This is a genomic window from Margalitia sp. FSL K6-0131 (assembly GCF_038008735.1).
GTDB classification, from domain to species: domain Bacteria; phylum Bacillota; class Bacilli; order Bacillales; family Bacillaceae_C; genus Margalitia; species Margalitia shackletonii.
This window is the reverse complement of the sequence record NZ_JBBOZS010000001.1, coordinates 3,055,770-3,071,691: the sequence shown is the minus strand read 5'-3', so window position 1 is coordinate 3,071,691 and position 15,922 is coordinate 3,055,770. Positions and strand designations below refer to the sequence as shown.

At 36.3% G+C, this 15,922-nt stretch carries 15 protein-coding genes; 13 read left to right on the top strand and 2 right to left on the bottom strand.

Going from position 1 to position 15,922, the window contains the following annotated elements; translation table 11 throughout:
* Nucleotides 1–37 precede the first annotated feature (37 nt).
* The 10 genes from NSQ59_RS15020 to NSQ59_RS14975 all read left to right on the top strand — a co-directional run bounded on the left by NSQ59_RS15020 (nucleotide 38) and on the right by NSQ59_RS14975 (nucleotide 11,460).
* Nucleotides 38–3,235, top strand: coding sequence for a DEAD/DEAH box helicase (locus tag NSQ59_RS15020; protein ID WP_055740105.1), 3,198 nt, complete (start codon nucleotides 38–40; stop codon nucleotides 3,233–3,235).
* 373 nt (nucleotides 3,236–3,608) lie between these two features.
* A complete protein-coding gene (locus NSQ59_RS15015; protein ID WP_055740104.1) occupies nucleotides 3,609–3,878 on the top strand; it encodes a DUF1292 domain-containing protein in 270 nt (89 codons plus the stop codon).
* A 24-nt stretch (nucleotides 3,879–3,902) separates the two neighbouring features.
* Nucleotides 3,903–4,379 carry a divergent PAP2 family protein gene (locus NSQ59_RS15010; RefSeq protein WP_055740103.1) on the top strand — a complete coding sequence of 159 codons (477 nt, stop codon included), beginning with the start codon at nucleotides 3,903–3,905 and terminating at the stop codon, nucleotides 4,377–4,379.
* A gap of 197 nt (nucleotides 4,380–4,576) precedes the next feature.
* Nucleotides 4,577–5,461: a TIGR01777 family oxidoreductase gene (locus NSQ59_RS15005; RefSeq protein ID WP_055740102.1), complete on the top strand. Its 885-nt coding sequence runs from the start codon at nucleotides 4,577–4,579 to the stop codon at nucleotides 5,459–5,461.
* A gap of 93 nt (nucleotides 5,462–5,554) precedes the next feature.
* A complete protein-coding gene (locus tag NSQ59_RS15000; protein ID WP_055740101.1) occupies nucleotides 5,555–6,400 on the top strand; it encodes a class I SAM-dependent methyltransferase in 846 nt (281 codons plus the stop codon).
* A 172-nt stretch (nucleotides 6,401–6,572) separates the two neighbouring features.
* Complete coding sequence (locus tag NSQ59_RS14995; protein ID WP_055740100.1) at nucleotides 6,573–7,004, top strand: VOC family protein; 432 nt, start codon at nucleotides 6,573–6,575, stop codon at nucleotides 7,002–7,004.
* A 52-nt stretch (nucleotides 7,005–7,056) separates the two neighbouring features.
* A complete protein-coding gene (locus NSQ59_RS14990; protein ID WP_055740099.1) occupies nucleotides 7,057–7,542 on the top strand; it encodes an SRPBCC family protein in 486 nt (161 codons plus the stop codon).
* A 475-nt stretch (nucleotides 7,543–8,017) separates the two neighbouring features.
* Complete coding sequence (locus NSQ59_RS14985) at nucleotides 8,018–8,146, top strand: YjcZ family sporulation protein (RefSeq protein WP_083489346.1); 129 nt, start codon at nucleotides 8,018–8,020, stop codon at nucleotides 8,144–8,146.
* A gap of 573 nt (nucleotides 8,147–8,719) precedes the next feature.
* Nucleotides 8,720–9,925, top strand: a complete 1,206-nt coding sequence (locus NSQ59_RS14980) for a M20 metallopeptidase family protein (protein WP_055740098.1) — start codon at nucleotides 8,720–8,722, stop codon at nucleotides 9,923–9,925.
* A 176-nt stretch (nucleotides 9,926–10,101) separates the two neighbouring features.
* Complete coding sequence (locus NSQ59_RS14975; RefSeq protein WP_055742329.1) at nucleotides 10,102–11,460, top strand: IS1182 family transposase; 1,359 nt, start codon at nucleotides 10,102–10,104, stop codon at nucleotides 11,458–11,460.
* 134 nt (nucleotides 11,461–11,594) lie between these two features.
* On the opposite strand, the gene NSQ59_RS14970 is transcribed toward NSQ59_RS14975, so the two are convergent.
* On the bottom strand, nucleotides 11,595–12,248 hold the full coding sequence (locus NSQ59_RS14970; protein WP_055740097.1) for a DUF975 family protein: 654 nt from the start codon (nucleotides 12,246–12,248) through the stop codon (nucleotides 11,595–11,597).
* A 208-nt stretch (nucleotides 12,249–12,456) separates the two neighbouring features.
* On the opposite strand from NSQ59_RS14970, the gene NSQ59_RS14965 reads away from it, so the two are divergent.
* The gene (locus NSQ59_RS14965; protein WP_340832103.1) at nucleotides 12,457–14,664 is read left to right on the top strand and encodes a PAS domain-containing protein; all 2,208 of its coding nucleotides are present in this window, start codon (nucleotides 12,457–12,459) and stop codon (nucleotides 14,662–14,664) included.
* Between the two features lie 135 nt (nucleotides 14,665–14,799).
* On the opposite strand, the gene NSQ59_RS14960 is transcribed toward NSQ59_RS14965, so the two are convergent.
* The gene (locus NSQ59_RS14960; RefSeq protein WP_126647763.1) at nucleotides 14,800–14,988 is read right to left on the bottom strand and encodes a hypothetical protein; all 189 of its coding nucleotides are present in this window, start codon (nucleotides 14,986–14,988) and stop codon (nucleotides 14,800–14,802) included.
* Between the two features lie 160 nt (nucleotides 14,989–15,148).
* On the opposite strand from NSQ59_RS14960, the gene NSQ59_RS14955 reads away from it, so the two are divergent.
* On the top strand, nucleotides 15,149–15,484 hold the full coding sequence (locus NSQ59_RS14955; protein WP_055740094.1) for a L,D-transpeptidase: 336 nt from the start codon (nucleotides 15,149–15,151) through the stop codon (nucleotides 15,482–15,484).
* A 64-nt stretch (nucleotides 15,485–15,548) separates the two neighbouring features.
* Nucleotides 15,549–15,878, top strand: a complete 330-nt coding sequence (locus tag NSQ59_RS14950; RefSeq protein ID WP_055740093.1) for a CHY zinc finger protein — start codon at nucleotides 15,549–15,551, stop codon at nucleotides 15,876–15,878.
* Nucleotides 15,879–15,922: the final 44 nt, after the last annotated feature.

Sequence of the window (15,922 nt, the reverse complement as noted above, 5' to 3'; positions counted from 1 at the left end):
GGGAAGAAGATCATCATCCTTAGGAGGAGCAATACAATTGAATTTGAAGTTAAACCCCAAAATGATAAAAGAAATGTGCGGCATTGTCTCCTTCAAAAGAGGGGAAGCTTTTTATCGTTCGAACAAAGTAATATTTGAAAAGGTCAGTTCTGGGTATTGTAAGGCATTGGTGATGGGAACAGAAGACTTTCATGTCGTTTTGAAAAAGGATGGAACAGGTCTTAAAGCAGAATGCAATTGTCCTAGCCTTACTTCCTATCAAAAGGATTGCCAGCATATAGCAGCCGTGCTAATAGCCCTTTATGATAAGCAAAAAAAAGGGTCAATACCACCGTTTTCTAATGAGGAAACATTAGAAGTACCTAATCAAGGGCTTTCAGAAAATCTGTTACAGCTATTTAATGTGGAAAAACGTTCGAGTTCACATAGACATCATTTCGAAAATAGAGATGTTCTTGAAGTAGAATTCACCTGCAAGCCTATTTTATTAGAAAGAGAAAAAAGGATTTTCGGAATTGAAATGAATATTGAAGGAATCAGCGTACCTTTTATAAGAGATTTTTTGCAGAATTGGGACGAGGGAATAGCCTCTCTTCTTTCATCCAATTTTACATTTGATCCTGTTCTTCATTGCTTTTCAAAAGAAATAGATGCTGTTATGGAACAGCTTGTAGATATAATTGGAGATGAAACGGTATATGCTGGGTCTGAACAAAAACAAAATGGTCAAATCTTATTCATTCCTCCATCTTCATGGGAGCGCCTTAAGCCTCTACTGTTAAAATTGAAATCGGTTAAACTTCAATATAATGGATTGCATTTTGAAGAGCTTTGTAATACAACCGATTCTTTACCAATACAATTTGCTTTTAGTAAGGTTGCGAACGAAGGCTACTTCTTGAAGGTAAATGGATTGAATGAATTACTTATAATGGATTCCTATCATTCCGTTATACATGACGGGAAATTATACGAGTTTAGAATGGAAGACTTTGAAAAGCTTGTAAATATAAAACGGATGTTGGATGATTCAGGAACTAATGAAATTCAAATTTCCAGCCAGCAATTTGAGTTTTTTAAGGAAAAAGTGATTCCGGGTTTGAAAAGAATCGGTGAAGTTCAGGCTTCTGCTGAAATAATGGAGCAAATGAATAAAGCACCACTGGTGGCAAAGCTTTATTTGGATCGATTGAAAAATCGTCTGCTTGCGGGTTTAGAGTTTCAATATGAAAATATTGTGATAAATCCTTTGGAGATACCGGAATATCGCTCCAATTCTATGATCATACGGGATGCAGAAAAAGAGAAAACAATTCTCCAATTAATGGAGGAAGGTAGGTTCACACAAACGGATGGAGGATACTTTCTGCATAATGAGGAATTGGAGTATGACTTCTTGTATCATATTGTTCCTAAATTACAGAAGTATGTCCAAATTTATGCCACTACGGCTGTAAGGAACCGAATTTATAAAGAAAATCCCAAACCGAGAATTCGTGTGAAAGCACCAAAGGAACGGACCAATTGGCTGGAATTTAAATTCGAAATGGACGGGGTATCGGAACAGGAAATACGAGATATCTTATTAGCTTTAGAGGAAAAAAGGAAGTATTACCGGTTGAAAAATGGGTCGCTGTATTCACTGGAGACAAGAGAATTAGAGGAAATTCATCGCTTTTTATATGCGCTGCCGACAGAAAGGGATGACTTAGCCAGCGGGATCCAGTTACCACTTGTTCAGGGGATAAAAGTATTAAGCACCATAGAGGATCAAAAGGTTCTTGCTCTGGAAAAAACATTAAGAGCATTCTTAGAAGATGCTAGCCATCCAGATATGAGTAAATTTGAAGTCCCTAATCAGGTGAAGTCTATTCTGCGAGAATACCAGGTTCGTGGATTTCAGTGGATGAAAACACTTGCAAACTTCCAATTTGGCGGGATTTTGGCAGATGACATGGGTTTGGGTAAAACACTGCAGAGTATCACTTTTATTCTCTCGGAATTATCCGAAGTACGTAAGGAAAAACTGCCGGTTTTAATTGTTTGTCCCTCATCTTTAACTTATAACTGGTTAAGCGAGATTTTCAAATTTGCTCCTGAGATACAGACGGTAGTGATGGATGGAAATAAAAAAGAACGGCATAAATTGCAGCAATCTTTACAGAGAATGGATGTCCTTATTACTTCCTATCCATTGTTGCGGAGCGATATTCATTGGTATGAAAAGCAGACTTTTCATACGGTGTTTTTTGACGAGGCGCAAAGCTTTAAAAATCCTGTGACACATACGGCTAGAGCTGTGAAAAAAATTCAAGCTAATCATCGATTCGCTTTGACTGGTACACCAATTGAAAATTCACTGGAAGAACTTTGGTCTATTTTTAACGTAGTGTTTCCTGAATTATTCCATGGGTTTAAGGAATACAGTAATCTTACAAGAAAAACGATTGCAAGACGGATCAAACCTTTTTTGTTGCGGAGACTGAAGGAAGACGTATTATCTGAACTTCCGGAAAAAATTGAAGAGATGACATCTGTAGAATTACTGCCAGAGCAAAAAAAGCTATATGCAGCTTATTTAGCGAAACTAAGACATGATACACTAAAGCATTTGGACAAAGCTACATTACGGAAAAATCGCATTAAGATATTAGCTGGCTTAACTAGATTACGGCAAATTTGTTGTCATCCGGCTTTATTTGTTGACGGTTATCAGGGGAGTTCGGCTAAGTTTGAGCAGCTAATGCAAATTGTGGAGGAATCTAAGGATGCAGGAAGAAGAGTGTTGATTTTCTCGCAGTTTACCAAAATGCTTCATTTAATAGGAAGGAGATTGACCAATCAAGGGTTTTCCTTCTTTTATCTTGATGGACAAACACCTTCTGAGGAAAGAATCCAGCTTTGCAACCAATTTAATGCTGGAGGACGTGACCTGTTCCTTATTTCTTTGAAGGCAGGAGGAACTGGATTAAATTTAACGGGAGCTGACACAGTAATTTTATATGATACATGGTGGAATCCTGCGGTGGAAGAGCAAGCAGCTGACCGTGCCCATCGTATAGGCCAGCTGAATACTGTCCAAGTTATCAAACTGGTCGCTCGCGGCACAATAGAAGAAAAAATAAATGAGCTTCAGGAAAAAAAGAAGCATTTGATTGAAGAAATTATTAATCCGAGTGATTTGGGTTCCTCAAATTTAACAGAAGAAGATATCCGCGAAATATTAATGATTTAACTTGAGTTGAAAGCGGCATTGTTGTTTTTAGTATTTTTATTGTAGAAGAGGTCCGTTTTAGAAAAAGAGACTGAATCTAAAAAACATATGCAATGGTATAAAAACAGTACCAGGCACTTGCGCTGAACATAGGAACAATGTAACTAACACAAGTAAAATTAAGTTGGAACGGTCACGGTCAAGAGAGGAACGTGACCGTCATTAGGTAAAAAGTCGTTGTGGTCACGATCAACGAAGAAAAGTGCGGGAATATTGATAATTGCTAAAATTACGTTTATTAAAACTGCAAAATTTTGAGCTAGTTTTATAATGAAATGAAGTATAATAGGATAACTTATTACTATCAAAAAATCTAATTTGTGAGGTAAAAATAATGGAAAAATATGAAGTTGGAGAAGTTTTTACAATAAGTGAAGAGGGTAATGAAGAGCAAGAGGTTGAAGTGGTTGGAACTATATCGGAGGCTGGTATTGAGTACATAGCCGTTAGCTTTGTGGAGGATTTGGAACAAGATAACGAGGAGGATATAGATGTATTTTATTTGAAAATTGATTCGGATGGTTTTTTATCACCAATTGAAAATGATGAGGAGTTTGAAAAAATTGCCTCGAAATTTGAAAATATGATGACAGAAGAAAAATGAAATTAAGATAAAGGGGATTTCTGATTGAGTCTATTTAGCAATTATCCACTTATCGCAGCATTTGTATCGATTATTTTTGCGCAGGTTGTGAAGGTTCCTCTTTACTTTGTTACGAATCGAACTTGGAATGTTGGGCTTGCTTTTAGCAGTGGGAGTATGCCAAGCTCCCATTCAGCGGCAGTGGCATCTTTATCGACAGCAATTGGAATTGTGAACGGAATCGCATCCACCTCATTTGCAATAGCAGTTGTGATTAGTTCCATTATTATGTTCGATGCTGCCGGAGTCCGCAGACATGCTGGAAATCAAGCGATTGTGTTGAATCGTTTGATGAAGGAATTTAACGAATTTGTTCAAGAAATGAGAGCAAAGCCAAAGAATTCTTCACAGGACCAAAGAGAGGCGTTGAAGGAATTATTGGGGCATCGCCCGATTGAAGTGTTTGTTGGAGCCATTGTTGGCATTTGTATTAGTTTTATTTTATACTTTGTATATTTTTAAACAGTAAGTGATTTAGTTTACATAACAAAATTATTGTAAAATTTACGTTGTTGATATGCTCGACAACGTTTTTTTGTATAAACATAATAAACAGTTTTCATTATTGGAAAAATTCGATATAATATTTGTGAAATAATTCACAAATGAATATTACTTATCTGTATTTCAATCTCTATCGAACGAAAGAGGGGAATCGCATGAAAAGGAAAATTGTCTTAGCAGGCGGGACCGGGTTTATTGGTACTTACTTTCAAAAGAAATATCAGGAATTAGGATATGAGGTAAAAATCATTTCTAGACAGCCTTCACACATCACATGGGATAATCATGATGGAATAGTGGAAGCACTGGAAAACGCTGAGATGTTGATAAACCTTGCAGGCAAATCGGTTGATTGTCGTTATAATGAAAAAAATAAAGAGGAAATTCTCCAGTCGCGTACAGAAACAACTAAGTTTTTAGGAAATGCCATATTAGAATGTCAAAATCCCCCTAAACTCTGGATTAACTCGAGTACAGCAACTATATACAGACATGCGGAAGATAGACCGATGTCAGAGGAAGCTGGAGAAATCGGAACAGGTTTCTCCGTGAATGTTGCCAAAGAATGGGAGAAAGCATTCTTTCATTTTTCATTACCGAGGACTCGTCAAATTGCGTTAAGAATAGCGATTGTCTTAGGGGATCATGGCGGTGTTATTGTTCCTTTTAAAAACCTTGTTCGTTTTGGGCTTGGCGGTACACAAGGACCAGGCACACAAAAATTTAGCTGGGTACATGTTGAAGATATCTTTCAGATAATCCAATTCCTTCAAGAGAGGGAAGATTTGAGTGGTGTATTCAATTGTTCGTCACCTAATCCCGTTACCAATCGAGAATTAATGATGAAATTACGAAAAGCAATGAATCGTAAATTCGGGTTGCCTACTCCCAAATGGATGCTGGAATTAGGGGCAGTTTTAATCAAAACAGAAACAGAGCTAATTTTGAAAAGCCGTTGGGTCATTCCGGAAAGATTAGAAAAAGAAGGCTTTCATTTTACCTATCGACATATTGAAGATGCTATTCAACAGATTATATAGTAGGTGTGGGGACTATCAAATATTTAAAAAAAGGTATTTCTGCAGCAAATGTCGAATATGTGTCTACAGTTAGTTTATTTAGGAGTGATTATTATGAATAAAGATGCTATAGAATACATTATCAATTGTATGGCGGCCAGTGAAGCAAATTCCGAAATACAAAGGATTCAGACTGAACATCGTCTAAAATTAGCAGAATTTTGGGGCATAAGCGAAGGAAGTAAAGTATTAGAAATCGGTTGTGGCCAAGGTGATACGACTGCTGTGTTAGCTTATTTAGTTGGTGAAAAAGGACTTATACACGGCATTGATATTGCTTCTCCTGATTACGGCGCCCCAATAACTCTTGAGGATTCTATTCACTATTTAAAGGAATCGGCTCTGGGTAATCAGATAAAGGTCCAATTTGAAACGAATATTTTATCGCCAGAGGTGGATTTTCCGAAAGGATATTTTGACTTCGTCGTATTATCTCACAGCTCTTGGTATTTGCATTCCTTTGAAGAATTGCATGATATATTGATGCAATTGAAGAAATGGGGAAAAACACTATGCTTCGCGGAGTGGGACACGAGAATTCAGACGGATGAGCAGGTGCCGCATTTCCTTTCTGTTCTTATACAAGCTCAATATGAGTGCTTTAAAAATACCAGCCTTTCCAATGTCCGAACACTATTTACTCCTATGGATGTTAAAAAAATTGCAGAGGACGCGGGTTGGAATGTGCTAAAGGAGACCACCATTTATTCTCCAGCATTACAAGATGGTGAATGGGAGATTCAACATGTGCTTACGGATTATTCAGAAGAACTGAATGCCGTTTCTGACATGCCTTCTAAATTTCAAAACTTACTCCTCTCGGAAATTAAATTATTGGATGATGCTATGCGTAATTCGGTCATTAAACCAATGTCAACCTTTGCTTTTATTGCAAAATAAGGAGCAGGTACCTTGCTAAATATGGAATAGATTCGTGAATAAATTTATTTGATAAAAAAATATTAGCAACCGTTTGCAAACAAAAAGTAAATATGTTAAATTAAATAGGTACACAAACATATGTTCCTGAACCTTAGAAGAAAATATAAAAATGAAAATAGAGGTGTCCATCATGATTTTAGGAATTCATCCGTATTTGGTAACAAACGGAAATGGTCAAGAAGCGGTAAAATTTTATCAAGATGCTTTAGATGCAGAAGTTTTAACTCTTCAAACATTTGGAGATATGCCAGAGGATCCGAATCATCCTATTCCTGCAGAAGCAAAGGATTGTGTTTTAAACGCTCATCTAAAAATTGGAAATACCGATTTAATGCTTTCTGATAACTTCCCAGGACAACCGTATCAACTAGGAGAACAAGTAACGATAGCGGTTAATATAGGCAATGTGGAAAAATCAAAAGAAGTATTTGAAAAGCTGCAAGCTGGAGGAGAAGTCGTAATGCCTCTTCAGGCAACATTCTGGAGTCCTTCTTATGGACAAGTAAAAGATAAATTCGGGATTACATGGCAGGTTTCTACCGTCGGGGAAAATAACCAATAAAACGGAAAAAGGCTATTTTTATAGCCTTTTCTATATTTTAGGAGGATATTATATGTTTGCGGAAATAGAAAAAGCAGAAAATGGCTGTACTGCGATTTTTAAGCGTTTGCTTCCTCATACCGTTCAAGAAGTTTGGGCTGCTTTAACAGAAAACGATAAATTGGTAAAATGGTTCTCTAATCTTCAAGTCACAGATCTTCGAAAAGATGGTACGATTAAGTTTCATATGAATGATGGCTCTGGGAAATCGATTGATATGAGGATCACCGATTATGAAAAGGGCTCTGTTTTAGAGTACGAATGGGGTGAAGGTTCAGTTCGTTTCGAATTATCGCCACAATCAGAAGAATGTTTATTAGTATTATCGGATATTTTTCCAACTACAACTGATCATACTGCAAAAGATATCGCGGGATGGCATATATGTTTGGATGTCTTTACAGCATTATTGGATGGTGTCTCGATGGAGTTTCCAATGGAAGAATGGCAAAAAGTATATGAACAATATAAGGTTGAAGTTGATCGAGTAAAGATATAGTGGAATTCATTATGGATGGGCGGTAGCTTTTTATCTTTTGTTTAGTACATTATATTGTTCATTTCAGTACCGTCTTTTGCCTTTCCAGATTACGTGCAAGCTTTAATCACACAATTTACTATCTTTTTAGATAAAATATTTGAATAAAAAACACATTTTTATTTTCTCCATCCTTGTCCCTTAACATTTCTTCGAATTTGCATATTTTATAGTAATCCGTGACCATTCATAAAGCATCTCCATTAAAGCGTATGTCTAAGGCATACGCTTTTTTTTGCTTTTAAATGTAAGAGCCTTTTTAAGGATTTAGAACTAAATCGAATAATAATTCAACACATGAATGTAGCAATTTTTTTATCCAGAAATATTTTCAGGAAGATATATGTTTGTCTATACAGATTTAGTTTCAAGTACATAAATTATGATATAGATTGTAATTACAATCTTGACTGGTCTTGTGAAGGGGGTGACCTTTATGTGCGGTGGATGTGGATATGGAGGCTACGGCTATGGCGGCGGCTACGGTGCTGGTGCAGGTTTTGCATTAATCGTTGTATTGTTTATCCTATTGATTATTGTTGGAACAGCATTTGTTAGATGGTAATATAATCAACAGGAATCATTCTTTATACAAAAATGTAAAGAATGAGTAAAGGGCAGATGCAAATCTGTCCTTTATTTAATTTATAAGAATTTATAAGTTGTTCAACACATAAATTATTTCACCAGATTAGTCTTTGGCTAGCGAATTTCACCGTTTCCTCGTCTTTCAGGTAAGGGCATCAGGTGAAAATGGAAGTGCCAATTTCACTCATCTATATGCCGATGTGCGAGTCGCTTTCGCTTTATATTTATGCGGAAAACAAAAATACTCCATAAAATTATAGGTCAGCCCAAAACTTACGATAATTGAAATAAGTAAATTTTTTGGCATCCTTAACCCCTCCTCTATAGGATAATTAGAGGTTAGATCATTTTATACGATCGATAATCTAGTAAAATAGTTCGGTTGTAGAAATAAAGATGTCTCATATTGACGGAAAATTTAGTATGTATAGGCTATTGAAATTATTTGTGGACGGTGATAGAGTAAACAAAACAATAGTATTGAAATATACGGTAAGTTGACCTTGGATAATTAATCAAGGTTTACATAAATTTTAAGGAGGAATGACCAATGGAACAATTATTTTCGAAGCTAGATGAACTATATGATGAAATCGTGGAAATTCGCAGACATCTTCATCAAAATCCTGAACTTTCTTTTCAGGAAGTAGAAACTCCTAAATATGTAGCGGCATATCATCAAGCATTGGGACATGAGGTGCGAACAGAGGTTGGCGGTCGTGGAGTAGTAGCAGTTCTAAAAGGTGGAAAACCTGGTAAAACGGTTGGATTAAGGGCGGATTTTGACGCGCTGCCGATTCAGGAAGAAAATGAAGTTCCATACAAGTCTAAGGTTCCAGGTGTTATGCATGCTTGTGGTCATGATGGGCATACGGCAACGTTACTAGGGCTTGCTAAAGCTTTAAATAGTATAAAAGATGATCTTGAGGGAACCATTGTCTTCATTCATCAACATGCAGAAGAAGTATCTCCAGGCGGGGCAATAGCAATGATTGAGGACGGTTGCTTGGATGGTGTGGATGTTATTTACGGAACACATCTTTCTTCTGGAGTACCTGTTGGCACGATTGTGTATGGTGTAGGACCTGTTATGGCTGCAGCGGACAGCTTCGAAATTACCATTCAAGGTCGCGGAGGACATGGAGCATCCCCGCATCAAACAAAAGATGCCATTGTAACTGCTTCGCAATTAGTAATGAATCTTCAGCAAATTGTAAGCAGAAGGGTTAATCCATTGTCTCCAGCAGTAGTATCAGTCGGTTCCTTTGTAGCTGAGAATGCCTTTAATGTTATTGCTGATAAGGCTGTTTTACGAGGGACAGTAAGGACATTTAATGAAGAAGTGAGAGATTTTATTGAAAAAGAAATCGAAACGATTGTAAAAGGAACCTGTCAAACTAGCGAATCTACATATAATTATAAATATTCAAGGGGCTATCCTGCGCTGGTAAATCACAAAGAAGATACAGAATTTGTTGCGGAAGTTGCGAAAGGTGTACCAGGAGTCGAACAGGTTGTAGTAGGGGAACCTCAAATGGGCGGAGAAGACTATGCCTATTATTTACAACATGTAAAAGGTACCTTCTTCTTTACAGGAGCAGAAATTCCGGATCGTGAGTTCACTTACCCTCATCATCATCCAAAGTTTGATATTGATGAACGGGCATTAGTAATTGCAGCTAAAACATTAGGTGCGGCAACACTTACCTTTTTAGAACAAAATAGTAATGTTAAAGGGGAAGCCACTACAGTGTGAGAATAATTCGAGCAGTGAAAATGAAACTTGATTAATAGTTTTGAAGAATATTGTTCAAATAAAAAAAGAGGGGAAACCCTCTTTTCAGACTGTAGACAAACTCGATGAAGATCGAGCTTGCCTACAGTCTTTTTTGTTTTAAAATATAAATAGAAATAATACTTGGGGTGATGAAGATGCTTTCAAAACATAATTCCATTCAACGTGATCAAGTAGAAATGATCGCTTTAGACCAGTTGGTTCCCGAAAATCATTTAGTCCGAAAAATGGAGGCAGCGATTGATTTCTCTTTCATTTATGATTTAGTGGAAGAAACATATTCCGCAGTTGGACGCCCAAGTATTGATCCCGTGATCTTGATTAAACTTACCTTTATTCAATATACATTTGGCATTCGTTCGATGCGTCAAACGATTGAAGAATTAAAAACGAATATGGCCTATCGCTGGTTTCTTGGTTATGGTTTCTATGATAGAGTCCCTCATTTCTCTACCTTTGGAAAAAACTATGAGCGTCGTTTTAAAGATACCGATTTGTTTGAACAGATTTTCTATCGAATTCTAAAAACAGCAGCGGAAAAGAATTTGATAAGTGCAGAACATGTTTTTATCGACTCCACTCATGTAAAAGCGAGTGCGAATAAACGTAAATTCGAAAAAAAGGTGGTCCGAAAAGAAACACGTGCCTATCAAGAACAGCTCCAAGAAGAAATCAATCAAGACCGGGAAGATCATGGAAAAAAGCCATTTCCACCAGATAAATTTGAAAAAGAAGATACAAAAGAAATAAAAGAAAGTACCACAGATCCTGAGAGTGGTTACTATGTGAAAGACGAACGGACTAAACAGTTCGCCTATTCTTTTCATGCAGCTTCTGACCGCAAAGGATTTGTTTTAGGAAATATGGTGACACCAGGAAATACCCACGATAGCGTAATCCTAGAACCATTAGTAGAACAAGTAATGGATATTGTAGGAAAGCCCGATGCCGTTGCGGCAGATGCAGCTTATAAAACACCGGCCATCACGAAATACTTAATCGAAAACGAAATGACACCTGCTTTACCTTATACAAGACCACGTACAAAAGAAGGTTTCTTCCGAAAACACGAGTACGTATATGATGAATACTATGATTGTTACATATGCCCATCAGGGGAGATATTGAATTACTCTACCACGACAAAAGAAGGGTATCGTGAATACAAATCTTCTAAGCATATTTGCGCTAATTGTCCATTTTTATCGCAATGTACGGAGAGTAAGGATCATCAAAAAGTAGTGACTCGTCATATTTGGCAAGAGTACCTTGAGGAAGCAGATCATCTTCGTCATCACAAAGAGGTAAAAACGATATATGCGAAACGCAAAGAAACGATTGAGCGTGTATTTGCAGACGCAAAAGAAAAGCATGGTATGCGTTGGACAACGTTAAGGGGACTTAAAAAATTGTCGATGCAGGCGATGCTTACTTTCGCTGCCATGAATTTGAAGAAAATGGCCAACTGGATATGGAAAGGTCCGGAAATGGCCTAGTAGATGAGGATGAGAGAGGTCAGCATACACCCAAAAAGGTAAAAAAGTAAGAACAAAATCAAAAGGGGTTCGGAATGTGACCATTCCGAACCCCTTTTGTCTACAATCTGAAAAGAGGGGAAACCCTCTTTTTATTATAGTAAATCAGACGTTTTCTCTGTAGTTTCAGTTCTTTGACGGTAGAATTCTGCTAATGACGTATTTATGTAAGGGATAAGCCATAGCAAGCCAATACCTAATGTAAAAATACATAATATTCCCCAACCTATAAAGCTTAAATTAAGGAGAAAGTATTTCCACTTGTAACCATCCATCAATCTTCTGCTTTCTGTAATAAGCTGAGTAATTTTATATTCTGGATGGTCCTTATATAAATAATTTACTTGTGAATATGCAAGTCCTTTTATTATCCCCGGAATAATAAATAATAATGCCCATAATATCGTAAATATTACAACAAGTAATGAAAGTCCTAAAGATTTGAAATATTTCTTTGCATCCATAAATAGCCGAAATAAATGGCTAATCTCAGCTTTTTCCCCTCTAACAATGCTTAGGAAAACCCAGCTGCAGCCAACTGAAATAGGCATTAGAAAAAGGGACACTAGATTTCCGATATTTGAACCCAAGGAATCATTAGCATCGGAAATACCCCCATCCAAAGCGACGTTAATGATAAATGGGATCATACTAGTAATAGCAAATGTAATAATGATAAGTAAAATCGCAAATCCCCATTTTCCTTTTAACGCTTGTCTTGCATTACGTTTTATTTCTCTAATTTTCAAGCTGTAAAACCTCCTTTTTATATAATCATATAATATTAGATATTTGACAAAAAAAGAATATAATTATGAAAAAAACATTAATTGGAATTTTCTTGAAGATTATATAGGGAATAAGTTGTAATTTTTCTATATTCATAAAATGGGAATTTTGCTAATATATAAGAAAATTATGGTTTTATACATTAGCATACATTGGGGGATTAGGTTCATGGTTAAAAATGAGTGTGTCGAGCAGGAATCTCTGTTTTGGCAGGCGTTTCATTATGCTCCGATTGGGATGGCATTAATTTCATTGGACGGAAAAGCTCTTAAAGTGAACCCGATAGCCTGTTCATTATTAGGATATACGGAAGATGAATTGAGAAGTATGTATATCAATGATTATACACATCCTGAGGATTTGGAATTAAATATGATTGTAAAACAAGAAGTGCTAGCTGGAATTCATGATTCATATTCTTTGGAAAAACGTTTTTTTCATAAGGACGGACATGTTATATCTGTTTCATTGACGATTTCTTTAGTAAGAGATGGGAAATATAGACCATTATTTTTTATTTCTCAGCTTCAAGATATAAGTAAGCAGAAAAAGACAGAAGAAAATTTATTAGAAATAAAGAAACAACACCAATTAATAACAGAAAATTCAGTTGATATTATTGTAAAGTATGATTCATCTATTAGAGTAGTATATATTTCTCCATCATGTTTTGAAATAACTGGATATAAACCGAATGAACTAAAAGGAAAATGTGTATTAGATTTTTGTCACCCGGATGATATTAATGAAATTCTGGGGAATCACTTAAAAATGGTGAATTTGTCAGATATTCGCAGGTTTAGTTTTCGATTTAAACATAAGAATGGCCACTATATTTGGCTGGAAACCACTGCTAAAGCTATTTTTGATGATAACAATGATTTAGTAGAGGTGTTATCCTTTTCAAGAGATGTTACTGAAAGAAAAAAATATGAACTTCAAATAAAGGAAAGTGAAGAAAGATATAAATCCTTATTTATCAATCATCCTGATGTGACATTTTCATTGGACTTAGAAGGCAAATATACGTCTATTAATCAAGCTTTCCAAGATACCATGGGTTATACGATGGAAGAGTTATCTGCAAATCCAACCTCATTTAGGAAATTAATCATTAAAAATAATATTATTAAAGGAGATTATCATTTTAACCAAGCCATTAAGGGCAATGTACAACGTTTCCAACTAATGGCCACCAATAAAAAGAACAATGCATTGATTTTTGATGTAACCTATATTCCGATGGTTGTGGATGAACAGGTAGTGGGAGTTTATGGAATTGCTCGGAATATTACCTCCAAAAAGAAAGTGCAGAAGGAATTAAAATTAGCCAGAGAACGATTAGATTCCTTTATTGATCATAATGTAGACCCCATTTTAATTTTTGACAATGATGACAGAGTGATAAGGGTCAATACCACATTTGAGCAAGTGTTTGGTTGGAGAGCAGGAGAGTTGCTTGGGTTAAAACTAGATAAGTTGCCATATAAAATTAAAGAGGATCAACTAGAGGTCGCGGATAAAGTAAAGCAAATTAAAAAAGGTATTCCATGGGAGGGCCATGAAACGAAAAGGCTGAGGAAGGATGGTACCCTTTTAAATGTTCTAATTTCGGGTTTTCATCTGCAGAAAGAGAAACGAGGATTTGACGGGTGGGCTGTTATCATTCGTGATATTACAGAAAAGAAGCAGGCAGAGGAACTTTTTGTCCGCTCGGAGAAACTTTCCATTGCCGGACAGCTCGCAGCAGGAATCGCCCATGAAATTCGAAATCCGATGACTGCAATAAAGGGATTTATCCAGTTAATAAAATCGGATCTTCCAGACAAACCGGAGTATTTTGATATTATTACTTCCGAAATCGGGCGCATTGAATTAATTTTAAGTGAATTGCTTATACTTGCCAAACCACAGACGATAACGATTTCAATGATCGAAATCCATTCATTAATTAATGAGGTTATTACACTATTAAATATGGAAGCATTATTAAATAATGTTGAAATCAAAACATTGTATCACGAAAAGGAAATTTATATTCATTGTGAAATAAATCAGATTAAGCAAGTTTGTATTAATTTTATCAAAAATGCCATTGAGTCTATGCCAAAAGGAGGGACTCTTACCATTCAAATAATGTTAAAGGATTCGAATGGTGTACTGATTCGTTTTATTGATGAGGGTTACGGCATCTCTGCATCCGTGTTAGAAAAATTGGGACAGCCATTCTATACAACTAAGGAGAAGGGGACAGGTCTCGGCTACATGGTCAGCAAAAAAATTATAGAAAACCATAAGGGAACGATAACTGTTACGAGTAAGTTAAATAAAGGGTCTGTCTTCGAAATTTTCCTTCCATTAAACGAAATGCAATAAAGTTTTTTTGTAAATGATTATGAATCCCAATGTAGATTTGTTTCTGAAAAAAGTTAATCGTTCTTATAATGATTTTGTTAAGAAAAGATGCAAAATATAAGAAGACATGGGGATTTCCATATCTTCTCAGATAGTCTAGTAATGGTCGTAGTAATGCCCTCCGTGATGCCAGTGATGATCGTAATGATCATGAGGATAATAACCATGGTGATATCCATAATATGGATGATGGTAATATCCTGGATGGTAGGCAACAGGATAATATCCATGATAACCATATCCATGGCCATACGGAGGATAATAATGATGATAATATGGGGGCATTAATCCACCATTCCTTTCTCTCTTATTCATTACAATATAGGGTATGTATAACGATTGGGAAGGAGCCTATCTGCAAGAAAAATGGGCGCTTCGCTAAATTAGCACATTTTCCTGTTCAGTTTATAAAATAGAGGAGAGTCCGTTTTTTGGAGATGATGAAATGGTATTATGGATTGATGTTGATACAAAGAAGCATCGTTTAACCTTATATAATGCCAGTAAAGTAATGAAAAGGTATCCTGTTGCAATCGGAAAAATGCTAACACCTACACCGACTGGCAATTATACTGTTATTAATAAAGAAAACAATCCCGGTGGACCTTTCGGGGCATTTTGGATGGGCTTATCAAAGCCGCATTACGGTATCCACGGCACCAATAATCCCGCATCTATTGGGAAAAACGTGTCACATGGATGTATAAGAATGTATAATAGAGATGTACTGGAGCTTGCGGCCATCGTCCCAATCGGGACAAATGTCTATATTCATGATTAAGGATTAAGGATTAAGAATTACTGTCGGACACGCCAATTCTAGCTCTGTAAAGGAGTAATGTATTTTGGAAGTAAAAGCTCATGAGGTGAAAGGCAGTCTAGTAGATAATGAGACTCGCTGTACGCACTATCATACGGAAAAGGATCGTATAGCCATTAAATTTTATTGCTGCCAAACTTACTTTCCATGCTATCAATGTCATGAAGAACATGGATGCGGGCACCCTGAAGTGTGGCCAAAAAAAGAGTTTCATCGAAAAGCAATCCTATGCGGGTCCTGTGGAACGGAATTAACGATTACAGAATATCTAAATGGTAACTATAAATGCCCTAATTGTAAAAAAAATTTTAATCCGGGCTGCCATTTTCATCGCCACTTGTATTTTGAGGTTTGATTTCTTTTTGATAAAGTACAAGCTTCCTACAGGATCATCCTTTT